At 56.6% G+C, this 22,181-nt stretch carries 19 protein-coding genes and 1 pseudogene; 10 read left to right on the top strand and 10 right to left on the bottom strand.

Annotated elements, in window-relative coordinates; translation table 11 throughout:
- Positions 1-28 precede the first annotated feature (28 nt).
- The 4 genes from PVZ78_RS24190 to PVZ78_RS24175 are packed head-to-tail and all read right to left on the bottom strand — an operon-like array spanning position 29 to position 3,828.
- A complete protein-coding gene (locus PVZ78_RS24190; RefSeq protein ID WP_009049234.1) occupies positions 29-1,123 on the bottom strand; it encodes a polyamine ABC transporter substrate-binding protein in 1,095 nt (364 codons plus the stop codon).
- A gap of 47 nt (positions 1,124-1,170) precedes the next feature.
- On the bottom strand, positions 1,171-1,512 hold the full coding sequence (locus PVZ78_RS24185; RefSeq protein WP_009049235.1) for a cupin domain-containing protein: 342 nt from the start codon (positions 1,510-1,512) through the stop codon (positions 1,171-1,173).
- A 42-nt stretch (positions 1,513-1,554) separates the two neighbouring features.
- A complete protein-coding gene (locus PVZ78_RS24180) occupies positions 1,555-2,961 on the bottom strand; it encodes an NAD(P)/FAD-dependent oxidoreductase (protein ID WP_053269170.1) in 1,407 nt (468 codons plus the stop codon).
- A gap of 51 nt (positions 2,962-3,012) precedes the next feature.
- Entirely contained in the window at positions 3,013-3,828 is an 816-nt protein-coding gene (locus tag PVZ78_RS24175) for a helix-turn-helix domain-containing protein (RefSeq protein WP_273829385.1), read from the bottom strand.
- 277 nt (positions 3,829-4,105) lie between these two features.
- Between PVZ78_RS24175 and PVZ78_RS24170 the strand changes: the two genes are divergently transcribed.
- Positions 4,106-4,375 carry a DUF1652 domain-containing protein gene (locus PVZ78_RS24170; protein WP_007924808.1) on the top strand — a complete coding sequence of 90 codons (270 nt, stop codon included), beginning with the start codon at positions 4,106-4,108 and terminating at the stop codon, positions 4,373-4,375.
- A gap of 61 nt (positions 4,376-4,436) precedes the next feature.
- Here the strand turns inward: PVZ78_RS24170 and PVZ78_RS24165 are convergent, their stop codons facing one another.
- The gene (locus PVZ78_RS24165) at positions 4,437-6,896 is read right to left on the bottom strand and encodes a UvrD-helicase domain-containing protein (RefSeq protein ID WP_273829384.1); all 2,460 of its coding nucleotides are present in this window, start codon (positions 6,894-6,896) and stop codon (positions 4,437-4,439) included.
- A gap of 278 nt (positions 6,897-7,174) precedes the next feature.
- On the opposite strand from PVZ78_RS24165, the gene PVZ78_RS24160 reads away from it, so the two are divergent.
- Positions 7,175-7,870, top strand: coding sequence for a pirin family protein (locus PVZ78_RS24160; RefSeq protein WP_124313657.1), 696 nt, complete (start codon positions 7,175-7,177; stop codon positions 7,868-7,870).
- Between the two features lie 204 nt (positions 7,871-8,074).
- Here the strand turns inward: PVZ78_RS24160 and pgm are convergent, their stop codons facing one another.
- A complete protein-coding gene (gene pgm, locus PVZ78_RS24155) occupies positions 8,075-9,718 on the bottom strand; it encodes a phosphoglucomutase (alpha-D-glucose-1,6-bisphosphate-dependent) (RefSeq protein ID WP_016703843.1) in 1,644 nt (547 codons plus the stop codon).
- Between the two features lie 237 nt (positions 9,719-9,955).
- A complete protein-coding gene (locus PVZ78_RS24150; RefSeq protein WP_016703842.1) occupies positions 9,956-10,978 on the bottom strand; it encodes a zinc-dependent alcohol dehydrogenase family protein in 1,023 nt (340 codons plus the stop codon).
- Between the two features lie 269 nt (positions 10,979-11,247).
- On the opposite strand from PVZ78_RS24150, the gene PVZ78_RS24145 reads away from it, so the two are divergent.
- Positions 11,248-12,162 (top strand): LysR family transcriptional regulator, encoded by a 915-nt coding sequence (locus tag PVZ78_RS24145; protein ID WP_273829383.1) that lies wholly within the window; start codon positions 11,248-11,250, stop codon positions 12,160-12,162.
- 153 nt (positions 12,163-12,315) lie between these two features.
- A pseudogene (locus PVZ78_RS24140) lies at positions 12,316-12,609 on the top strand (Arm DNA-binding domain-containing protein); the annotation flags it as partial.
- A gap of 140 nt (positions 12,610-12,749) precedes the next feature.
- Here the strand turns inward: PVZ78_RS24140 and PVZ78_RS24135 are convergent.
- The gene (locus PVZ78_RS24135) at positions 12,750-12,971 is read right to left on the bottom strand and encodes a hypothetical protein (RefSeq protein ID WP_273829382.1); all 222 of its coding nucleotides are present in this window, start codon (positions 12,969-12,971) and stop codon (positions 12,750-12,752) included.
- A gap of 82 nt (positions 12,972-13,053) precedes the next feature.
- Here PVZ78_RS24135 and PVZ78_RS24130 point away from each other — a divergent pair, with 82 nt between their 5' ends.
- The 6 genes from PVZ78_RS24130 (at position 13,054) to PVZ78_RS24105 (ending at position 19,407) form a co-directional block, all read left to right on the top strand.
- A complete protein-coding gene (locus tag PVZ78_RS24130; RefSeq protein WP_273829381.1) occupies positions 13,054-13,344 on the top strand; it encodes a type II toxin-antitoxin system ParD family antitoxin in 291 nt (96 codons plus the stop codon).
- 2 nt (positions 13,345-13,346) lie between these two features.
- On the top strand, positions 13,347-13,703 hold the full coding sequence (locus PVZ78_RS24125) for a type II toxin-antitoxin system RelE/ParE family toxin (protein ID WP_273829380.1): 357 nt from the start codon (positions 13,347-13,349) through the stop codon (positions 13,701-13,703).
- Between the two features lie 730 nt (positions 13,704-14,433).
- Positions 14,434-15,513 carry a DNA sulfur modification protein DndB gene (gene dndB / locus PVZ78_RS24120; RefSeq protein ID WP_273829379.1) on the top strand — a complete coding sequence of 360 codons (1,080 nt, stop codon included), beginning with the start codon at positions 14,434-14,436 and terminating at the stop codon, positions 15,511-15,513.
- A complete protein-coding gene (dndC, locus tag PVZ78_RS24115; protein ID WP_273829378.1) occupies positions 15,513-17,039 on the top strand; it encodes a DNA phosphorothioation system sulfurtransferase DndC in 1,527 nt (508 codons plus the stop codon). Before dndB ends, dndC begins: the two co-directional genes overlap by 1 nt.
- Positions 17,036-19,048 carry a DNA sulfur modification protein DndD gene (gene dndD / locus PVZ78_RS24110; RefSeq protein ID WP_273829377.1) on the top strand — a complete coding sequence of 671 codons (2,013 nt, stop codon included), beginning with the start codon at positions 17,036-17,038 and terminating at the stop codon, positions 19,046-19,048. Before dndC ends, dndD begins: the two co-directional genes overlap by 4 nt.
- Complete coding sequence (locus PVZ78_RS24105; protein ID WP_273829376.1) at positions 19,045-19,407, top strand: DndE family protein; 363 nt, start codon at positions 19,045-19,047, stop codon at positions 19,405-19,407. The genes dndD and PVZ78_RS24105 overlap by 4 nt, the downstream gene beginning before the upstream one ends.
- 264 nt (positions 19,408-19,671) lie before the next feature.
- On the opposite strand, the gene PVZ78_RS24100 is transcribed toward PVZ78_RS24105, so the two are convergent.
- Positions 19,672-20,868, bottom strand: a complete 1,197-nt coding sequence (locus PVZ78_RS24100; protein WP_273829375.1) for a DGQHR domain-containing protein — start codon at positions 20,866-20,868, stop codon at positions 19,672-19,674.
- Positions 20,865-21,404 carry a hypothetical protein gene (locus tag PVZ78_RS24095; protein WP_273829374.1) on the bottom strand — a complete coding sequence of 180 codons (540 nt, stop codon included), beginning with the start codon at positions 21,402-21,404 and terminating at the stop codon, positions 20,865-20,867. Before PVZ78_RS24095 ends, PVZ78_RS24100 begins: the two co-directional genes overlap by 4 nt.
- Positions 21,405-22,181: the final 777 nt, after the last annotated feature.

The following is a 22,181-nucleotide window of genomic DNA, read 5'->3' as shown; positions in this document are numbered from 1 at the left end:
TCGCCAGATCGGGGAGCGGCGCAATGTCTCAGCTACCGGTACGGATCTTGTTCCACACCCGGGTGCGGATCCGGTCGATATTCAGCGGCATGGCTTCCAGGGCGAACAGCTTGCCCATCATGTCCGGGCTCGGGTAGACCTTGGTGTCGCTCTTGATGGCCGGGTCGACCAGGCTGTCGGCCTGCTCGTTGCCGTTGGCGTAGTGCACATGGTTGGTGATCTCGGCCATCACCTCCGGGCGCAGCAGGTAGTTCATGTAGGCGTACCCGGCCTTTTCGTCCGGCGCGTCGTTGGGCATGGCCACCATGTCGAACCAGATCGGCGCGCCTTCCTTGGGAATCGCATAACCGATTTCCACGCCGTTCTTGGCTTCCTTGGCCCGGCTATCGGCTTGCAGCACATCGCCGGAGAAGCCCACCGCCACGCAGATATCGCCATTGGCCAGGTCGCCGGTGTACTTGGAGGAATGGAAGTAGCTGACGTAAGGCCGGATCTTCAGCAGCAACGCTTCGGCCTTCTTGTAGTCCTCGGGGTTCTTGCTGTGGTGCGGCAGGCCCAGGTAATTCAGCGCCGCCGGCAGCAGCTCGGGGCCGTTGTCGAGGATCGCCACCCCGCACTTCTGCAGCTTCTGCATGTATTCGGGCTTGAAGATCAGGTCCCAGGAATCCACCGGCGCGTTGTCCCCCAGCACCGCCTTGACCTTGGCGACGTTGTAGCCGATCCCGGTACTGCCCCAGAGGTACGGGAAGCCGTGCTCGTTGCCCGGGTCGTTGGTCTGCAAGGCCTCGAGCAGCACCGGGTTGAGGTTCTTCCAGTTCGGCAACTGGCTCTTGTCGAGCTTCTTCAGCGCCCCGCCCTCGATCTGCCGGGCCATGAAGTGGTTGGAGGGAAACACCACGTCATAACCGGAGCGACCGGTCATCAGCTTGCCGTCCAGGGTTTCGTTGCTGTCGTAGACGTCGTAGCTGAAACCGATGCCGGTTTCCTTCTGGAAGTTCTTCAGGGTGTCCGGGGCGATGTAGCTCGACCAGTTGTAGATCTTCACGGTTTCGGCCGCCTGGCTGAAGGAAGCCACCAGCAGCAACGGCACGCACAGCGATAAAGCCGGTTTTTTACGGATCATGGGGCGATTCCTGTGTGGGTTGTTTTTATTGGCAGGCAATCAAAGGATCAGAAAATCAACACATAGGTCTTGCGCACGGTTTCCTGGATGTCCCAGGTCCCGGTGCTGTTGGCCGGCAACATCAGTGCATCGCCGGCTTCTATAAGCAGGGGTTCGCCGTTGTCCGGAGTGAAGGTGCAACGCCCCTGGATGAAATGGCAGAACTCCTGCGCAACGATCTGCCGCCGCCAGCGCCCGGGCGTGCACTCCCAGATGCCGGTTTCGACGCCGTCGTTGCGCTCGACGCAGGTCACCGAAGTCACGGCGACCGGGCTGCCCAGGGGCACGGCCACCGGGGCCGACTGCTCCAGGGTGGCGTGGGCGGTGTTCTTGAATTGAGTGATGCTCATGGCGTTACCTGTCGATGGAAAAACCGCTGTAAAAAACCTGGCTCAGTGCATCAGCCCTTCCATGAAACCCGCCACCCGGCTGGCCAGGCGGCGGCGCCAGGGCGGCGTGGCCGGGTTGGCCAGGGTCTGGTCTTCATGGACGAAGCTGCGAATGATCGCGTTGTAGCCCAGCCAGCGGCACGGCTCCGGTTCCCAGGCGCGCAAGGCGTCGAGGCCACCCTCGGGGATCACCCAGGGCTGGCGGGTCAGCTCGCTGTCGCGCTCGAGAATCAGCTCGGCCAGGGTCCGCCCGCCCAGGTTGCTGGCGCCCACGCCTTCGCCGCCGTAGCCGCCGGACAAGGCGATGCCGTGTCGACGGTCGCAGAGCATGTGTGGCCGGAAGTGCCGCGACATGCCCAGGTTGCCGCCCCAGGAATGGGTGATCCGCACGTTTTTCAGCTGCGGGAAAAGCTCGCTGAACAGGTAGCGTCGCAGCTCGACTTCGCTGCGGGTCAGGTCGAAGTCGTGGCGCAGCTTGCCGGCGAACTGGTAGCCGCCGCGGGCGCCGAACACCAGGCGGTTATCCGCGGTGCGCTGGCCGTAGGTGACCTGGCGGCTGCTTTCGCTGAACGCCTGGCCCTGGCTCAGGCCAATCTCGTCCCAGGTCGCGGCTGGCAAGGGCTCGGTGGCCACCAGCAGGCTTTGCACCGGCAGCTGGTAACGGCCCAGGGGCGGCAGGGTTACCGAATAGCCCTCCACCGCCGGCACTATCCAGCGGCAACGCACGCTGGCCGTGGCGGTTTGCAGGCTGCCGGACTGCCAGTGGCTGACCGGGCTGTTTTCGTAGATAGGCACGCCCAGGCGCTCCACGGCCCGCGCCAGGCCACGTACCAGCTTCGCCGGCTGGATGGTCGCGCAATGGGGCGCGTAGATGCCGCCGTAGGCCTTGGCCACGCGGATCTGCCGGGCCAGTTGCTCGGGGCTCAGCCAGCGGTAGTCGCGCTCGTCGAGGCCCTGGCGGTAGAGCTTGTCCAGGTAGCGGCGCTGGGTGATTTCCTGCTCGGGGTAACGCGCGGCGCAGTACAGCACCCCGCCCTTGCGGTAATCGCAGTCGATGCCTTCACGTTCAAGGACGCTGGCCACCTCATCGGGAATACCGTGCAGCAGGTCGAAGGAGGCGCGGCGCTGCTCCACGCTGAGCCCGGCCAGCAGCCGGTCCTCCCCCAACAGATTGCCCATCAGCCAGCCGCCGTTGCGCCCGGAGGCACCGAAGCCGGCGGTCTGCGCCTCGACGATGGCGATGTTCAGGGTCGGCGCCAGGCGCTTGAGGTAATAGGCGGTCCACAGCCCGGTATAACCGGCGCCGATGATCGCCACGTCGACATCCAGGTCCTGCTCCAGCGACGGCCGGGCCAGCAGCGGCTCGTCGAGCTGATCCATCCATAAACTGATGTTGCGCCACGCTGGCATACACGCACTCCGCCACCCGAACTTCGAATGCGGCGATCCTAGTGCCTGGGCTCAGGGGCTGTCTTGCGCGCGTGCACGCAAAGAAATTTGCTTGGCATAAGCCTTGGGCGAGAGGCCGGTGTGCTGGCGGAAACAGCTGTAGAACGCCGACAGCGAATTGAAGCCGGCGGCGAATGCCAGCTCATCGATACGCAGCGGCGGCGCGGCCTGGTCCAGCGCCGCCAGCAAATGCTGCAGGCGTGCCTGGTTCACGTAGCGATAGAAACTCTGCCCCAGCACCTGGTTGAGCAGGTAGGAGATCTGGTTGCGACTGTAGCCGCACTCCTTCGCCACCCGCTGCAGGTCCAGCTCCGGGTCGAGGTATGGCTGCTGGCGCTCGAAATACTGCTGCAGGTCCTCGGCCATGAAACTCAGCTGGCGCGGCGACAGGCCCAGGCGGCTGGCCGCCGGCCGCGCGCCGCCACCGGCCTTGCTCGGCGCCGCCTCGCGCACCAGGGAAGCGTATTCGTTGACCCGCCAGATCAAGCCGTCGCGCACGGTGATCGCCTCGCTGGCGCGAAACGACACCAGGCCCTGCCCGCCGCGCAGGGTCACCTGGTATTGAATGAACGCGGTATTGCCGTCCAGGCGTATGCGGTCGCTGTGCTCCAGGGCCTCGTCGGGCGCGCGCGGCATGCTGTTGCGCACGTATTCGCGCAACTCGTCCAGGCCCAGGGTGCGGTTCTGGAAAAAGTCGTTGTACTGGATTTCCGGGTGATACAGCGCCATGACGCCATCGAGGTCGCGGTGCTTCCAGCACAGGTGATAGCGCAGCACCGTCTCGCCGGTGGCCTGGGTTTGCGCCGGGCTATCATCAAGGGCAGACATTAAGGTACTCGGGGGACGGAAAGGCGCAGCTTGCCGAAGTTCCTCCAGCGCTTCAATGGCCAATGCATGGCCCCTGGATACTGGCGTTTTGCCTAAACCGCTACCGGAAATGACCTGCATCAAAAAAGTGCAAGGCAATTGCCAAACGGCCTGAAAAAAAGCCGTTGAATGTCATATCCCGGTGCTATTTTTAAAAGCTCCACGGTTGGTCCATTGACGGTCCTTCCATACCTACCGCGAGCACAAGGAAGCGCTCAATGAACAAGGTGGGCAATCCATGAATAGAGTCTCCGCCAGCAAAGTCACCTTTCCCAACGCCTGCCAGCTGATGCGCTGGCATTTTCACCCCATGGGCTTCGAGGCCAGCATGGATGCGCCCGGCAGCATGATCGCCCGGCTCTTCGATCGTGCCAGCGGCGAGACCATGATCGCCATTGCCGGCATCCCCTGCGCCACCGTGATGAACGCCACCGATGTCGAACGAATAATCGAGGCGGTGGAAGACGAGCTGGAGGCCTTCATGCCGCCACTCGCCTTGAAAGCCTAGGGCCGCTCCTTTTCTTGAGCCGCCCCAGGTTGTCCTCAAGCCCGCCGTTGCGCGGGCTTTTTCATGCCCGCAGGTCGGCGAAGAACGGCTTGCCCTGGGGAATCCGGTCCGACGCCTTGGGCGCATTGGCCGCCTGGGTGTCCGGGCTGTCCACATACCAGTAGCAATGTTTCACCGCCCGGGTGATGCCGACATAGGCCAGGCGCAGGGTCTCGTCCTTCTGCGCATTGTCGTAGGGCTCGCTGTCGCCATCCTTGCCCAGGCCGGCCATGCGATAGACCTGGTTCTTGTAGGGCGAACTGGTCAGGTGCTGGCAGTCACCGAGCAGGAACACAGCATCCGCCTGCAAGCCCTTGGAGCTGTGGTAGGTCAGCTGTTTGAGGCGTCGCTCTTCCGTCGGCAACCTAGAATCAACATTAACTATTGGTAAAATATGTTCTTCTATCAATAACTTATCGCTACTTTTTCGAAACAGCATCAAGATTGAATCACCGTTGCGATAGTGCTCCGCCAGCCGCGCCGCCAGCCCCTGGTCGTCGCGGTCCAGCACATTCACCGGCAACACTTCCTTGGGCTCGCCGCTGGCCTTGGCCTTCTTCCCGGCAATCGCCGGCGCCGCGCGGACGATATGTTCCGCCGCGTCGATGATGTGCTGATGGCTGCGATAGTTCTCGCTGAGCATCACCCGGCTGGTCGCTGGCGACGGGAATTCCTTGTTGAACTCCATGAAGTACTTCGGCGAACTGCCACGCCAGCCGTAGATCGACTGCCAGTCGTCCCCCACGCAGAGCAACGACGAGCGCTGCGCCCCACGCCCGACATGCATCGCCGGCCCGCGACTGCGGATCTCGCGCAGGCTGGCGCGAATCCACGAGACGATCTGCGGCGAGACGTCCTGGAATTCGTCGATCATCAGGTGCGACATCGGCCGCAGCCGCTCATCGCTGAGCAGCTTGAAGTTCTCCGGGGTGTTCTCGCCGAACAGCGAGAACATGCGGTTGTAGCTCATGATCGGCGGCGACTGGTCGAGCAGATGGTCGTCCAGCGCCCGCCAGAACAGGCTCAAGGCCTCGAAGAAGTAGCGATCCGGGTCGTCCTGGGGGAAAACCATCTGGCCTACGGCCACCGACACATCCAGCCCGAGGTTCTCGATAAACCCGGCCGCGGCGACAAAACAGTCCAGCAGCGGCGCCGAAGCCAGCTCGCCCTTGACCTTGTAATCGAAGCCCGGCCCGGCAGTGGCGTCGCCGGCCAGGGACGACAAAACTCGCTTTGCCGAATCGTAACTATCTAACCAAATCGTAGGCTTACGACAGAAAGCTTGAAACAGGGTGCGTTTTACCGCCCACTCCGCACGTACCGAAAGCTTCGATCCGGGGCGACTCAGCTGCGGGTTTTCCCGAGGATCGAACCCCAGCACCACCCAGGCATCCAGCTCGGCGATGTAGCCATGGCAGTGGAACTGCGAGCCGTTGATCTCCACCGTCTGCCGGTTCGGCTCGATGCCCTTGATCGGCCAGGCCCCGGCGCGAAACCACAGGTCTTCGAGGGTGTCGCACAGCTCTTCGTCGCGCTTGGCCGCCAGTTCGGTCACGGCCATGCGTTTCTGCACGTCCGGGTGATCGCGTTCCAGTTCCTTGAGTTGCAGGGCGTGGCGCAGCAACGGCTTGATCGCCTCGCGGAAACGCCCGTCGCGCCGGTGCAAGGCGTGATAACAGGCATTCAGGTGCTTGCGCTGGGCGTCGTTGATCCGCAGGTCGAAGGGATTGCTGTCGACCTCCAGATCCCCCGCCGCCGGGCGATCGCTGAGGTTCTCGAACGCCTGCAGGCGCTCGAAGCCCGGCAGGCTGCGGACCATCGGCAGGATGCGCGAGTGGAAGGTGCGCACCAGTTCCCGCGCCTCCTTGAGTCCCAGGGGCCGGCCCCAGAGCGCGAACACCTCCATCAACTTGTTGATGAAGTCCTTGCGCGACTCGCGGGTGAAGGTCACCACGGTCATCGAGTCGAGCTCGAAGCCCAGGTAATGATTGAGCAGCAGGATGCGCAGGACCAGAGAGGTCGACTTGCCCGCGCCCGCGCCGGCAATCACCGAGGTCGACGGGGTTTCGCTGAAGATCATCTTCCATTGCGCGCTGCTGGGCTGGGCATGGGCCGGCAGCAGGCGGCCAACGTCGGCCTTGATGCGTTTCTTCAGCTCGGCGCTCAGCGGCAGGCGCCAGTCGTCGAACAGATGATCGTCGACGCCAGGGGCCGGATGCTCGGTGGAGCGGCTGTCGCGAATCAGCAATACCTGACGGCCCTGCTCCAGGCCTTCGGCCTTGCCCTCCTGGTAACCGTACTCCACCCCGGCGGTGTGCCCGCTGCGAAAGCCATCCGCCTGGCCGTGCAACCAGGACGCGCGATGCTGGGCGCGCAGGCGGCTGAGGCCGTGACCGAAGAACCTGGCCGCCAAGCGCTTGAGCAGCGGCATTTCGGCCAGGGGCAAGAGTTCGGGAGGAAGATCGGGGGTGTGTTGCGGCACGCTGACTCCAGGGTGTGAGGCTGTGTGGGGCGGTATGGTCGCTTCATTCGTCGATGACTTCTAGTGAAATGCTTACAGGTCATTCACTTAAGATCCGAACTGAATGTATGAAAGCAGAAGAAACACTGCCAAATATATCTATTTATTAGATCGGATTACGGCATTTTTTGCGCTTTTTATCGATGTTTGGCTGATGGATGATGAGCGCCATCAACCCACCGGTCTCGTTCTGCGGCTCCACCAAGACGCCCCATGACGAACCCTGACAGGAGACGATCATGCTTGAACTCAGACCCTTCAAATCCCTGGGCGGCGCCCATCATGGCTGGTTGGATGCCCACCACCACTTTTCGTTCGCCGAGTACTACGACCCCAAACGCATGAACTGGGGCAACCTGCGCGTGTGGAACGACGACGTGATCGCCCCCGGCAGCGGTTTCCCGCAACACCCGCACCGCGACATGGAGATCATCACCTACGTCCGTGAAGGCGCCATTACCCACCAGGACAACCTGGGCAACAAGGGCCGTACCGAGGCTGGCGACGTGCAGGTGATGAGCGCCGGCACCGGGATCGCCCACAGCGAATACAACCTGGAAGCCGGCGCAACCAAGATCTTCCAGATCTGGATCATCCCCAACGAGGCCGGCTCCGCGCCGTCCTGGGGCGCCAAGCCGTTCCCCAAAGGCCAGCGCGAGGGTTTCGTGACCCTGGCCAGCGGCAAGCAAGGCGATGACCAGAGCCTGCGGATCCGTGCCGATGCGCGGCTGGTGGCCGCCAACCTGAAGGCCGGCGAGTCTGCCGAGTACTCTCTGGACCAGGGCCGCCGGGCCTACCTGGTGCCGGCGACCGGGGTGATTGAAGTCAATGGCTTGCGCGCCGAAGCTCGAGACGGTGTCGCGGTCGAAGATGAACGCCTGCTGCGGGTCACCGCCCTCGAGGACAGCGAAATCGTCCTGGTGGACCTGGCTTGAGACAGCGAAGAAACGGTCGGCTTCTGTAGGAGCGAAGCTTGCTCGCGATGGGCGGCAAAGCCGCCCTTTCCGTACTAGCTGAAGATCGTTGTCGCCCAAACGGCAGCCATCGCGGGCAAACCTCGCGCCTACAAGACACAGCAGCAATAAAAAGGGGCGACCGCTTGGTCGCCCCTTTTTTGTCTGCCGCGAAACGCCGCTGGATCAACCGCTGATCGCGCCGTCCACCAGGGTCTGCGCTTCCTGCACCAGCTGCTTCAGGTGCTCGTCGCCGATAAAGCTCTCGGCGTAGATCTTGTAGATGTCTTCGGTGCCCGATGGACGCGCGGCGAACCAGCCGTTCTCGGTCATGACCTTGAGGCCGCCGATCGCCTGGTCGTTACCCGGCGCATGGCTGAGGATCTGCTGGATGCTTTCGCCGGCCAGCTGGGTCGAAGTCACCTGCTGCGGCGACAGCTTGCTCAGCAGCGCCTTCTGCTGCGGATTGGCCTTGGCATCGACGCGCACCGAGAACGGCTCGCCCAACTCGTCACACAAGGCGCGGTAGGCCTGGTTCGGGTCGCGACCGGTGCGGGCGGTCATTTCCGCGGCCAGCAAGGCCGGGATCAGGCCATCCTTGTCGGTGCTCCAGACCCCGCCGTCCTTGCGCAGGAACGAAGCCCCGGCGCTCTCTTCACCGCCAAAGCCCAGGGAGCCATCGAACAGGCCGTCGGCGAACCATTTGAAGCCCACCGGCACTTCGTACAGGCGACGGCCCAGGCGCGCGGCCACACGGTCGATCAGGCCGCTGCTGACCACGGTCTTGCCCACGGCCGCGTCGGCGCGCCATTGCGGGCGGTTCTGGAACAGGTAGTCGATGGCCACCGCCAGGTAATTGTTCGGCGCCAGCAGGCCGCCAGTCGGAGTCACGATGCCGTGGCGATCGTGGTCCGGGTCGCAGCCGAAGGCCACGTCGAAACGATTCTTCAGGCCGATCAGGCCCTGCATCGCATAGCTGGACGACGGGTCCATGCGGATCTGGCCATCCCAGTCGACGGACATGAAACGGAAAGTCGCATCGACTTCCTTGTTGACCACTTCCAGGTCGAGGCGATAGTGCTCGGCAATCGCCGACCAGTAGCGCACCCCTGCTCCGCCCAGCGGATCGACGCCCAGGCGCAGCTTGGCGTTGCGGATGGCGTCCAGGTCGATGACGTTGATCAGGTCGGCGACATAGGTGTTGACGTAATCATGACGATGGGTGGTGTCGGCTTTCAGCGCCTGCTCGTAGCTGATGCGCTTCACGCCGGCCAGCTTGTTGGCCAGCAGTTCGTTGGCCTTGGCTTCGATCCACTTGGTGATGTGGGTGTCGGCCGGGCCGCCGTTGGTAGGGTTGTACTTGTAGCCACCGCTTTGTGGCGGGTTGTGCGACGGGGTGATCACGATGCCGTCGGCCAGGCCGCTGGTGCGACCACGGTTGTAGCAGAGAATCGCGTGGGACACCGCCGGCGTCGGGGTGTACTCGTCGCCCGCGGCGATCATCACGGTCACGCCGTTGGCGGCCAGCACTTCCAGGGCGCTGGCGCCGGCCGGGGTGGACAGCGCGTGAGTGTCAATGCCGACAAACAGCGGGCCATCGATGCCCTGGGCCTGGCGATACAGGCAGATCGCCTGGCTGATGGCCAGGACGTGCCATTCGTTGAAACTCAGATCGAACGAGCTGCCACGATGCCCCGAGGTGCCGAAGGCGACCCGCTGGGTAGAGATGGCGGCATCGGGCTGGCCGGTGTAGTAGGCCGTTACCAGTCGCGGAAGATCGACCAGCAATTCTGTCGGTGCCGGTTTGCCCGCAAAAGGACTGAGTGTCATGCAAAACCTCGGGAAATGGATGGTTCGGTGAGTGCTGCGCAGTTTACTGGCAGTTTGACCGCAACGCGACGGGATCTATCCGTGGCGGCTCGCACAATAGGCAGCTATGGCCAGCTTGATACAGACCATGGTCGGCAGCTGCGCGCGAGCCTCTCAGGATCGAGGCAGGAATAAAGAAGGGAGTGACCGCAAAGACAGAAACGCCAGAGTGCGCGATGGCGAACCCTGGCGTCAGGATCAGGCCGGTTCGACCTGCAGTGCGACCCGTTCGCGACAAGGACACTCGTCCATGTAGCGGTGGGCTTCGACGAACTCGTTGAACGGGAAGACCCGGGTCTTCAGCGGCAGCAGCACACGGTCCGCCGTCAGCTGGTTGATGTCGCGCAAGGCGCGCTGCAAGGCCACCTGGTCCTGGATGATGCCCAGCTCGGGCTTGCCGGTGAAGTTGCCGATGCAGTGCACGAAGAACTGGATGTTCTTCTGGAACGCCGCGCAGGCCGGGAACGGTGTCTGGTTGCCGCCTTGCAGGCCATACAGCACCAGGCTGCCGCGCGGCGCCAGGACGTCGCCGAGCATCGACATCTGCGGACCGCCCAGGCCATCGAACACCACGTCGACACCACGGTTGTCGGTGTACTTGTTGATCTGCATGAGCAGGTCCTGCTCTTCGGTGACGATGACTTTCTCGGCACCCAGGGACAGCAGGTACTCACGCTCTTCAGCGGTCTTGGTCGCGGCAATCACCCGCACGCCAAGTGCCTTGCCCAGCTGGACAAAGGACGGACCGGCGCAGTGGCTGGCATCGGTGACCAGGGCGAACTGCCCGGGCTTGACCCGCGCCAGGTCGACATAAGCGAAGTAGGCCACCAGCAGCGGCGTGTAATGCACCGCGGCTTCGGTCGGGCTGAGCACATCGGGATAGCGGGTCAGCGCCGAGCGTGGCAGGACAATCAGCTCGCCGTAGACCGGATAATCGTTCGGGCTTTCGGCCGGGAAGCTGGCCACCTTGTCGCCCACGGCCAGGTCGTCGACGCCTTCGCCGACCGCAGTCACCACGCCGGCCATCTCATGGCCAAGGCCGGAAGGCAGGCGGGCATGGGAGGACGCCAGGTTCTGGCGCCAGAGCACGTCGTACCAACTGATGCCGATCGCTTCGACACGCACCTGCACTTCGCCTGGCGCAGGCAGAGCGGCCGCATGCTCTTCGCACTTGAGCACCTCGGCCGGACCAAACTTGTGAAAACGGATCGTGCGGGACATCGCAAACCTCGTCAAAGTAACCTCTAATGCCCTGAACTCTATCTGGGCTTTCTGGCCAAGACCATCAGTGGCTATTAATAGTCGACATGCCTGTCATTGATTCCGCGGCACCTGCAACAACGATAAACAGCGTGCCAGAGCGCAGGCTTCCTTACAGGAAAAAACAATTAGCCGGTGCAGAGTAGCAGCCTTTCCCCGTAAGATTCATGCCGGCCATTGTTCTCATATGGTCGCTCTCGTCAAGTTTGCTGACTCTGCCAGGACTCAAGATGAATCGTAATGACCTGCGTCGTGTCGACCTGAACCTGTTGATCGTGTTCGAAACATTAATGCATGAACGCAGCGTGACCCGGGCGGCGGAGAAACTCTTCCTCGGCCAGCCGGCCATCAGTGCGGCGCTGTCGCGCCTGCGCAGCCTGTTCGACGACCCGCTGTTCGTGCGCACCGGGCGCAGCATGGAGCCGTCAGCCCGGGCGGTGGAAATCTTCGCCCTGCTCTCGCCCGCCCTCGACTCGATCTCCACCGCGGTCAGCCGCGCCGCCGAATTCGACCCGGCGACCAGTACCGCAGTGTTCCGCATCGGCCTGTCCGACGACGTCGAATTCGCCCTGCTGCCGATGCTGCTCAAGCGTCTGCGCGCCGAAGCGCCGGGGATCGTGCTGGTGGTGCGCCGCGCCAACTACCTGCTGATGCCGGCCCTGCTGGCCTCCGGCGAAATATCCATTGGCGTCAGCTACACCCAGGACCTGCCGGCCAACGCCAAGCGCAAGGTGCTGCGTCGCAGCCTGCCCAAGCTGCTGCGGGCCGACAGCATGCCCGGCGCCCTGAGCCTCGACGACTTCTGCGCCCGCCCCCACGCCCTGGTGTCGTTCGCCGGCGACCTCAGTGGGTTTATCGATGAAGAGCTGGAAAAACTCGGGCGCAAGCGTCACGTGGTGCTCGCGGTGCCGCAGTTCAACGGCCTGAGCACCCTGCTCACCGGCACCGACATCATCGCCACCGTGCCGGACTACACCGCCGAAGCCCTGACCGCCGCCGGCGGCGTACGCGCCGAAGACCCGCCCCTGCCGGTACGCACCTTCGAACTGCACATGGCCTGGCGCGGCTCCCAGGACAACGACCCGGGCGAACGCTGGTTGCGCTCGCGGATTCAGATGTTTTTTGGGGACCCCGATAGCTTGTAATAGAATTCCAGTGAATTCCATAAAAATGTTTTATAACAGTGGCTTATGCGTAATTTTAGTCCGTTGCCGTCTGTCTAGATCTAATGGATTCCATGACTCGTGGGGGCATAATTGGGGGCAAATTTCGGTTCCTTAAAAAGGATGCCCCCACCGATGCCCCCAGATAATGCGGTTGTTTTCAAACGAAAACTCAGCGATGCCTTTATCCGCTCGCTGACCGAACCCGGCAAACACGCTGACGGCGAAGTCCCTGGTCTCTACCTGGAGGTCAGGGCGTCAAGCAAGGCCGGCAAAGCTCCCTCCAAGTTCTGGCGCTTGAAGTATCGGCTGCACGGCAAGGAGAACCGCTTCTCCATCGGCGCTTACCCCGATATCGGCCTGAAGGAAGCCCGCGACATTGCCCGCAGTGCACGCCGCGATGTGGCTAACCACACCGCCCCGCTTAAGGTGTTGGCGCTGATGAAGAATTGACCCATCTGCCGAAAAAACGCTGACCCAAGCAGCCTTCAAGGTTACGGCTGTCTGTGCTGGGTATCTACCTATCCATGCTGGGGCAGTCTTGCCCCAGCAGGTAGGGCAATTCCGCATCAGCGCCAACAGCAGATCCAAGGAAAGCGGAACAGCTGGTTGGATATGCCGAAGCCATTCAGGAACAATGCTTGAGTGTCGTCAGCCGCTGCGGCGACCCTCTCGTCTTGGCTGACTAAGGTTTTGTTGATGCCAAAGTTAAGATGAAATCCGTCGTCGCGGAAGCCGAAGTGGATCCCGCGTTCGCTCACACCCCGTACGACAGAGTTGGTCAGATTCAAATCCCAAACTATTGTCCGTCAGCAAAATGGCATAAGATGCCAATGCTCGATAGAACCTGTTTGCCGAAAGCTGGAGCTCATTATGGCGACGCGAAACGTTGTGCTCACCCCTCACCAGGAACAGGTTATCCATGACCTGGTGCAGTCTGGCCGCTATCAGAATGCTAGCGAAGTGATGCGGGAAGGTTTGCGGCTATTGGAACAGCGCGTCGCCGAAGACACGGCCAAAATTGAGGCCCTGCGTCAGGCCACCTCGATTGGCATCATGGACCTTGAGCGCGGGCGCGTCACTGAGCTCAACGAAGGGGATCTGGCGCACTACCTCGAGGGCTTGAGCTTGGAGGCAACGATCCCGACGAAAGAGAAACACTGAACATGTCGCAGTATCGGATTTCCAATGCGGCGCGCGCCGACATTGTCGACATCCTCAGGCTCTCCCAGACGCAGTTCGGTGATCAAGCACGGCAACGGTATCAAGCGCTGATCCTCGCGGCGCTGCAAGCGATTGCCGGCACGCCTTATCGCATTGGCAGCCACGAGCGCGATGAGCTTGCACCGGGCCTTCGCAGCTATCACCTCATCTATTCACGCCAGCAGGCCAAACACCCCCATGGGACGGTCAAAAGCCCACGCCACGTCGTATTTTATCGTGTGGCAAATGACGAAGTGATCGAGGTCGTCCGACTCCTTCATGACGCCATGGACGTGCAGTTGCACTTGCCTAATGACTGATCAGCGACCTGCTCAACGGCTCAACTGGCCATCACCAGCGAAGTTAAGGCATCGTCTCCACATTGCAATCCGAGCGTCCTCGCTGCCGGCCTACTCGGCCGTCAATTGAAGTGGTGGGTTCTGGGTCTGACCGGACTATCCGCTTGGATATCGACTCATTACCCATTTCCTCTTCCGCACGGCCAAGTACTGGAGCCCGTCGGAGATCGCCATTCGCGATCACCAGCCTAGTCGGTACAATTGGGGGCAAAACTGGGGGCACAATTCGATTTTTTCGGGCTATAACTACCGTTTTAGAGATCAGTCAAAATGTTTTTCGGCGACCCTGAGAGTCTATGACAGGGCTTACGGAATGACGCTGAATGGTCCGTAATGCCTGACCTTTAGGCCCTTTAACATTCCATTGCCATTCCCTGCTCCCCTATTTTGGCCGCCTATAATTTAGGTCTCAAATTTATCCATTATCCGACCATCTCGAGACGCTCGGTGTGCCTTATCACCGCGCGTCGACGATATCCAAATGAAGGCCAACTGCCATCTAGATTCCCCTGTTCCCGTCCCCCCCATAAACTAGGCTCCTGCCACGTGCAAGCTCCGCTGCTTAACCCGCCGGCTTACTGAGCTCACCTCACAAGCTAGCCGCCGAACTTTGCCATTACGTCATCCCACCTTGCGTGTATGTTAAGATTATGCAAAATAACGTACCTGCTGAGAAAAGACATGCGAACACATGACGACCTATATTCACTCCTTCCCCTGCGTCAGAGGCATTCAAGCCGGTAGGCCTTGCTACATAGCGATGTGCCCGATGCGCCTTGTGCCAAAGATCTTCTCTTTTAACGAGGAAAATGTGCCTGCGGATTTGCGCGCACAGCGCACGCTGAACTTGGCTAGGGTTCCTGAGATTTCAGCATATTTGCTTGACAACCGCGATGACTACACCCTCTCTGCAATCACCGCTTCAGTTGATGGGGTAGTCCAATTCAATCCTGCTTCCGATACCGGCCTAGAGCAAAGCATCGGCACGCTAACCATACCAATGGATGCCCAAATTCTGATCAACGACGGTCAGCACCGTCGGGCAGCCATTGAGCAAGCCATTCGCGAAAATCCAGAACTTGGCTACGACAACATCCCCGTGCTTTTCTTCATTGATGAGGGCCTGAATCGTAGTCAACAAATGTTTGCTGATCTCAACAAGCATGCTGTAAGACCGAGTAACTCAATAAGCACGCTTTACGATCATCGAGACCAAATTTCCGATCTGGCCAGGTACCTGGCCAAAAACGTCGAAATTTTCTCCAGGATGACAGAGCTGGAAAAATCTAGCCTCTCTCCCCGCAGCTCCAAGCTATTCACCCTCAGCGCTATAAAAAACGCCTCCCGCGTCTTATTGAAAAAAGGGAAAGGCGATCTCATTGCTCAGAATGAGCGGGAGCTCGCAAAATCGTTCTGGGAAGAGGTGTCCTTGCAGATGCCTGATTGGATCAGAGCAAAAAACAAAGAGCTGTCGACGTCCGAATTACGGGACAATTACATTCACGCCCACGGCGTGATGCTGCAAGCAATGGGACTTGTCGGAGCTGAACTGATTATCCGCAAAGAGTCTGAATGGAAAAATACCATCAGCCAGCTCCGGAGCATCGATTGGTCTCGAGCAAACCCGGAATGGGAAGGTCGTGCCATGGTTCACGGCCGGATCTCTAAAGCCACAACGAACGTGGCGCTCACAGCAAGTCTTATCAAGAAAAAACTTGGCGTCCTGCTATCCACGGTTGAACGCGAGTTAGAAAACAGGTTTCCTCAATAATGAGTAATGATCAATTCCTCTATCCATCGCACGATGATTTCGTTCAAGAAGCGATCATTTCTGGAAGACCACTAGCGGATGCTGTCCGTGAACTTCAAAGCATCTACAAGGCCGATAATCGCCCATGGGTAGTGGGTTTCAGCGGCGGCAAGGACTCTACCGTCATCCTGTCGCTCACCTACTATGCCCTGAAGATGTTGCCGCCTGAGGAACGCCACAAGCACGTGTACGTCGTCTCCTCCGACACTCGAGTAGAAACCCCCGTAGTAGTCGACATGATCCACCAGGTACTTGATTCGGTGAACGCTCAAGCCGTTGAAGATCAGATTCCGATGACAGCCCATTCTGTCACCCCTAAAATTGGAGAAACGTTCTGGGCCAACCTCCTAGGTAAGGGCTACCCAGCGCCGACCAAGGCGTTTCGCTGGTGCACAGAGCGGATGAAAATCGATCCAGTTAGCGAGTTTATCAAAGACAAGGTAGCCCGTTTCGGCGAAGTCGTGGTTGTGCTCGGCTCGAGACGTGAAGAAAGCAACACGCGTGCGCAGGTGATCACGCGCCACAAAATCGATGGATCTGCTTTGGGCCGGCATACCACCCTGCCAAATGCCTATACCTATATGCCCATTGAGCTATGGCACGCTGACGATGTCTGGGAATATCTCATGAGTGCTGCCAGGCCTTGGGGTGGTTCCAATCGAGTGTTGTTTGAGCTGTACAAAGACTCCAACGCTGGCGAGTGCCCACTGGTAATCGACACCAATACACCATCCTGTGGCAACTCACGCTTCGGCTGCTGGACGTGCACCGTGGTGACTCATGACAAAGCGATCGAGGGCCTCGTAAACAGCGGCGAGGATTGGATGCTGCCGCTGCTGCAGTTCCGCAACCAGCTGCATGCCAGCTCACTCCCCGAAAACAAAACTGAATACCGTAACTACAAACGTCGTACCGGGAAAGTGACCTTCGCGAGAGGGGCTATAGACGACGACACGAATGCTGCAACCAAACACGTGCCTGGCCCGTATTGGATGAAATATCGCAAAGAGTGGCTGAAGCTGCTTCTGGAAATTGAGAAAGGTATTCGTGAGACGGATCGTGATATCGAACTGATCGGTCGTGATGAGCTGCAAGTGATCCGTCAGCAATGGCTAAAAGACCCGAATGAGCCGGACTGGATTGATTCACTCCCTAAAATTTACGCCGAGGTTTATCCCGCGGATACGGTTGAGTGGATCAAGAATGACGCCGGCGCCTTCACTGAGCCCGATGCCGCCATCCTCAACGCATTGGAGCAGGAGCACGGCGTGCCGGCGGTCCTGATCATGAAGCTGATCGATACCGAATTATCATTCTCTGGCCTCTCACGTCGGAAAGGAATTCTGGAAGAGCTGCAAAAAATCCTGGAGCAAGATTGGGGGGGGCTGGATGAAGCGCTGGAACGTCGCGCCGTACCTACAGTTAACGACACGTATAAGACCGCTTTCGAATCTCTGAAAGCCGAACTAGATGGCTTGCTGCAATGATTATAGATTCCCTTTCAGTACTAGATTTCCGAGTTTTTAGCGGAGCCCACGACTTTGATCTAGTTCCTAAGATCAAAAGAGGCAAAAACGCGCCTATCGTTTTGTTCGGCGGTTTAAATGGCGGCGGCAAGACAACCATTCTTAGCGCGCTAAAGCTTGCCTTGTATGGCAAAGGCGTACTGGGCTCTGGCGCATCAGTTGTCGACTATCACCAATATCTTCGTGACTGCATCCATAGAGCACACAACAGCATTGCCAAACCTACACGGGCGGCTGTCGAACTTACCTTCCGCTATGCGCAGTATGGAATCATCTCGAGCTATCAATTGACACGGGATTGGTTTGTTGATCATGGTGGCAAGATCAAAGAAGGCCTTATAATTTTTAGGGACGGCCAACATCTGACCGAGCTTTCATATGATCAGGCACAAGCTTTTCTTAACGAGTTGATCCCGATTGGCGTATCTGAGCTGTTCTTCTTTGACGGCGAAAAAATCGCAAGTCTCGCTGAGGAAACATCTGGGGATACTTTGCGTGAGTCGATCAACAAGCTTTTGGGCTTGGACCTCATCGACAGACTAAACTCTGATCTATCCGTGATTATCAGAGGCCGCTCAGTAAAAAAAGCATCCGAAGATCGCAAGCAAAAAATAGCCGAGGCAGAACGCACCTACAATGATATAAAGCAGCAGGTTTCAGAAACAAGCGGAAAGCTTTTCCTTATGCGCTTGAATACCGTCGAGGCTAATAAAAACTTGGCCAATATTGAGGCAAGCATTAACGCACGCGGCGGAGCTTGGAGTGCCTCAAAGCAAAAAGAGACCGCTAACCTCGACTCGTTGATTGCCGAAAGAAAGATCATAGAGCATACGTTACATGAAATGTTAAGTGACTTACTACCATTTGCAATTACTCGAAATCTGAACAAAAAACTTCTTGCGCAATTAGAGGCTGAGCAACGCACGGAAAAAACGAAAATTCTTTCCGAATATCTAGAGCGTCAGCAAAGTAATTTCCTGACAGAACTCGAATCGGAGCTCAAAATCACCAAAGAGCATCACCCTGCTCTTCAGGATATTTTTCTTAGAACATTCGGCTCAGAACTCGGCAACAGCGTTGAAAGTTCATCAACAGTGCATGAACTCTCGGACACCCAGCGTTCCAGCATAACTCACCGCCTGATGAACGATGTAAGTTCACTCCAGCAACGCACTACTGGCCTAGTGAACACGCTTCAGGACATTGATAACAGAATCGAATCCGCGAGAGAAAACATCGCTAGAGCACCAGAAGAAAAAGTGCTGATGCCTCTATTCATTGAACAAGGGCGGCTACAAGAACGGTTATCTATTCTAGAAGAGCAAAGATCCATGGTAACCGAGGAAGCTAAGACCCTTCTTACTCGGTTATCAACCGCAGCATGTCAATTAGATGAGCTCTATACAGAAATTGCTGAGTCGCAAGAAGCAGAACGTCTGATCGGGCTCGCACAAAGTGCCAGAGTTGTTCTAAAAGAATTCTCTGTACGTGCACGAGTTGAAAAGCTCAAGGAGCTTGAGTCGCAGTTCTACACGTCATTCAATGGGCTCGCTCGCAAAGAAAATCGGCATCTCAGCATTCAGATCGATCCGGATTCCTTCGAGGTCGTTCTTATTGACGATGAAGGTTTAACGCTACGTAAGGATGAGTTATCAGCAGGGGAAAAACAGATTTTCGCAATCTCTATTTTAGAGGCATTAGCACGCACGTCGGGTCGAAGCCTTCCAGTAGTAATCGATACGCCGCTTGGTCGCCTTGACTCTATTCATCGTAAAAAACTCGTGGGAAATTATTTCCCCAAAACCAGTCACCAGGTGATTATTCTCTCAACGGATACAGAAATTGATTCTGCTTTCTATGAAGGGCTTGAGGAAAGTATCTCTCACTCTTATCACTTGGTATATAACCCGAAAACTCGATCCTCTCAAGCCGAGGAAGGATATTTCTGGCGGTGGGCTAGCAACGCATGAATACATTTCCGCATAAATTCAAGATATCCAGTTCGTCGACCGCAAAACTTAAATATCTGAAATCCAAAACAGGGCTAACGCCTAATATCTTAAGTAGATATGCCATCGCCCTTGCGCTGGCCGATGAAAATGGCCTAGGCAATGCCAGCGTATCCGATTTAGAAGGACAGGAGTTCAATGCTCCCACCCTGTTTGGTGAACACTTGGATATTTATGAAGCGCTGCTCAGACAATTCACACATCAAAGCAATTTTGACTGGGACCCCGTTAGGCATGTCGCCTCCCTGATTGAGGTAGGCCTGCATAAAATGGGGCATGTGCGCGCCCTTAAAGATGTGGCTCTATTAATAAAAAGTTGAATAAGGCCATCATGAATACATGCTTAATACCTGATACGTAAGGTCTCTACTGGACCCAAAATTCGTATTAGAAAAGGAACTCTTAGGTTTGTTTTTTGCGGATGCAATCGCAAACCTAAGAGAGTTGTTCCGTGCTAGCGATTAGCATCCGACAATGAGAACGCCGTTAATGCGCCTTTGAATGAGCAGGACGTGGGGAATACGCCATAATCTATTTATTTAATTTTCGACACCCCTAAGTTGGCACAGCACAAACTTGAAGAACTAGTTTTTTAGCGCAAAAGTTGCCAGTGACATTATTATAGACTTTCGAACTTCCGCCTTGATCACCATAATTGTCTTCTGCGTTGCATCCCAGACCCTATTTCTTAAAAAGTCAGACTCCAGCCATAGGTCAACATCCTGCGTTTTTTCTATAAATTTAAAACAAGCACTTTCGAAATCCATGGACTTACTCAACTTAGCAAACTTGCACATAGATTGAAGATAAATTTTGAGGCCAGCTGGCCTATACAAGAAATGGCCACCGTTTTCTCTATTGCGATATAATGCTACAACCTGTTCGCGAGAGGCATGATTTTTAGCATTATCAAATTCCGCCAAGCAGGAGATAGTTGAAAACATATAAGAAAAAATATTTTCAACCAGATTGAAATACTTCTCTTTTTCTTCCTCGCCACCCCTATAATTATCAATCTCTCTCGGGGACAGGCCGCAACCTTCTTTTATAATGACCTTAATCAAATCGTACAGATTTCCGATTGTTGTAAGGTTTTTAGTATCTGTATAACCCACATTGTTTGTAGCTTGATACTTTAATTTGTCGCCCCCAAAAAAACTAGATTCTTCAACCAAATATCGGGTAGCACAGGCACATAAATCATCTTCATCCAACGAAATTATAGCATCTTTATTTACAGGTTTAGCTCTCTTGTTTAGCGTAGTAAACAATCGCCTGGTTCTTTTCAGCCCTGCAGCATCATTAAAGTGAGCTAGAAAAATTACTGATATCTGTTGCCTGCCAATATCTTCATCTTTCTCGAGCGCATATTGGATACCTGCCAGTCGATGCTGTCCATCTAGTGCAAATATTTTTTCTTCACGACTTAAACTCAAATACCCCATACTTTCCAAGGTATAGTCCGGCGTTTCAAAATCTTCAATCCCAAGAGTATTACTACCAATTTTATCAAACTGATGCCAGCGGGGTTCACCTTCATAAACAGCAACAACTAGAGAGTTAAAAAAAGCCTCTGCATCATTTAAAAGATAATCGCCTATCTCTTTCTTCCGCTCTTTCTTCAACTGACGCTGAATCAACTGCGATAAGTTTTTATTATTATGAAGATCATCAGCGAATGAAATCAATTCCTTAATATCTGAGAGCCTCATCAGACACGTATAGGTGACCCAATTACCGATAGCACCTCGAAGACATGGTAACAACAGCCTCTGAGTCATAGTATGTTTGCTCCTTTTAACAAACTAGCTAACTCCGGTGAAAAATCACCTCGATTATATGGCGGCACTAGTATATCAAGTAACGTCCGTTCAATTTCTGCTGTCCCCATAGAGTCATCAATTATTGCATAGTGATATACGAGATGCCCTTGCCATTGCTGAAGCATCTCGTGTATTCGCGGCCTATCGTTCTTCCGCTCCGTAACCATATAGTCATAGTAACGCCGCCAAAGTGTATTCTCAGAGGTGACATCACCCGCTTTGCCGACATACAATATATGGCTATTAGTTGGCAACTTGCTATCATTAAGAGCGACTGCAAATGCGTATACACCACGAAACCTAGGAATACTGGCACGCGATTCCGCACAAAAAGGTACCGATTTCCAATTTAAATCTGGAAGAGTCTTTTTCCGCTCCAGAAAAGGTGGGTACATAATGTGCTGACACAAATATTTTGAAAGTGCTGCTTGCAACCTTTGCTCAGGCGTCATTGCCGTCAAGCTTGCATTAGCCAAATCTAATAAAGTCCCCATTCCACGCATCCCTACTCGCTATCTAACTCTTGTCTTCACGAACACTCAATTACCACTTAAACTTTATCAAGCCTCTAAAAAATCTATCTTACAAGGCAAAATACTCGTCACTTCCATCACCTTCTGCACAGGCGAAGTGAATTGATAGCTCACTCGAAAATAAAAATAATTAAAGTTTGCACCCCCAACTTATAAATCCCATAAATAATTTTTCTTAGAGTTTTTAACAGCCGTAGATGATCTGAAGAGGCAATAGTCTCGACTCTGCAATGCTGAGCATCGCCACCATTGAGAGCAGACGACTCCATATCAAACTTCTTCATGCCCACAGTATCGCGTGTGGGACAGAAGTCTGGTTACGAGGCCTCACACGCTCACTCAGTCGTCCCCTCATCAGGTGGTAAATGGCTAAGGCGAAGGTCCCAAGTCGAGGGCTCAGGCTTAAGCAGATTTTCCCTGAATAGCGCGAATCAAAAAAAGCCAAGTCATGTGAATACACCTTGGAACATCCGTGTTTCAAATTTCCCACACAGTATCCAGATTGCTACCTCCGGTAAAGTCCCCTACAAGCGAACTGCTGCTCACTTTCCTAGCTACATCGTGCTGGGGCAACGCAAAAATCAGCTCATTCACTCCATCGTCGTAATGCTCGTACGAAAGCCGGCTCATGCATAACCTGGTAAAGAGGCTTCCCCCTATATTCCGGCAACGCTCAGGGTGCGTGCCGAACGGCATCCGTTGCTGCTCCCCCGCCATTGAAAACGATAACGCCAGCGC

It is taken from the genome of Pseudomonas sp. SBT1-2, from assembly GCF_028640875.1.
GTDB lineage: Bacteria > Pseudomonadota > Gammaproteobacteria > Pseudomonadales > Pseudomonadaceae > Aquipseudomonas > Aquipseudomonas chlororaphis_I.
The sequence above is the reverse complement of the archived record's forward strand: the minus strand, read 5'-3'. Positions and strand labels throughout refer to the sequence as shown.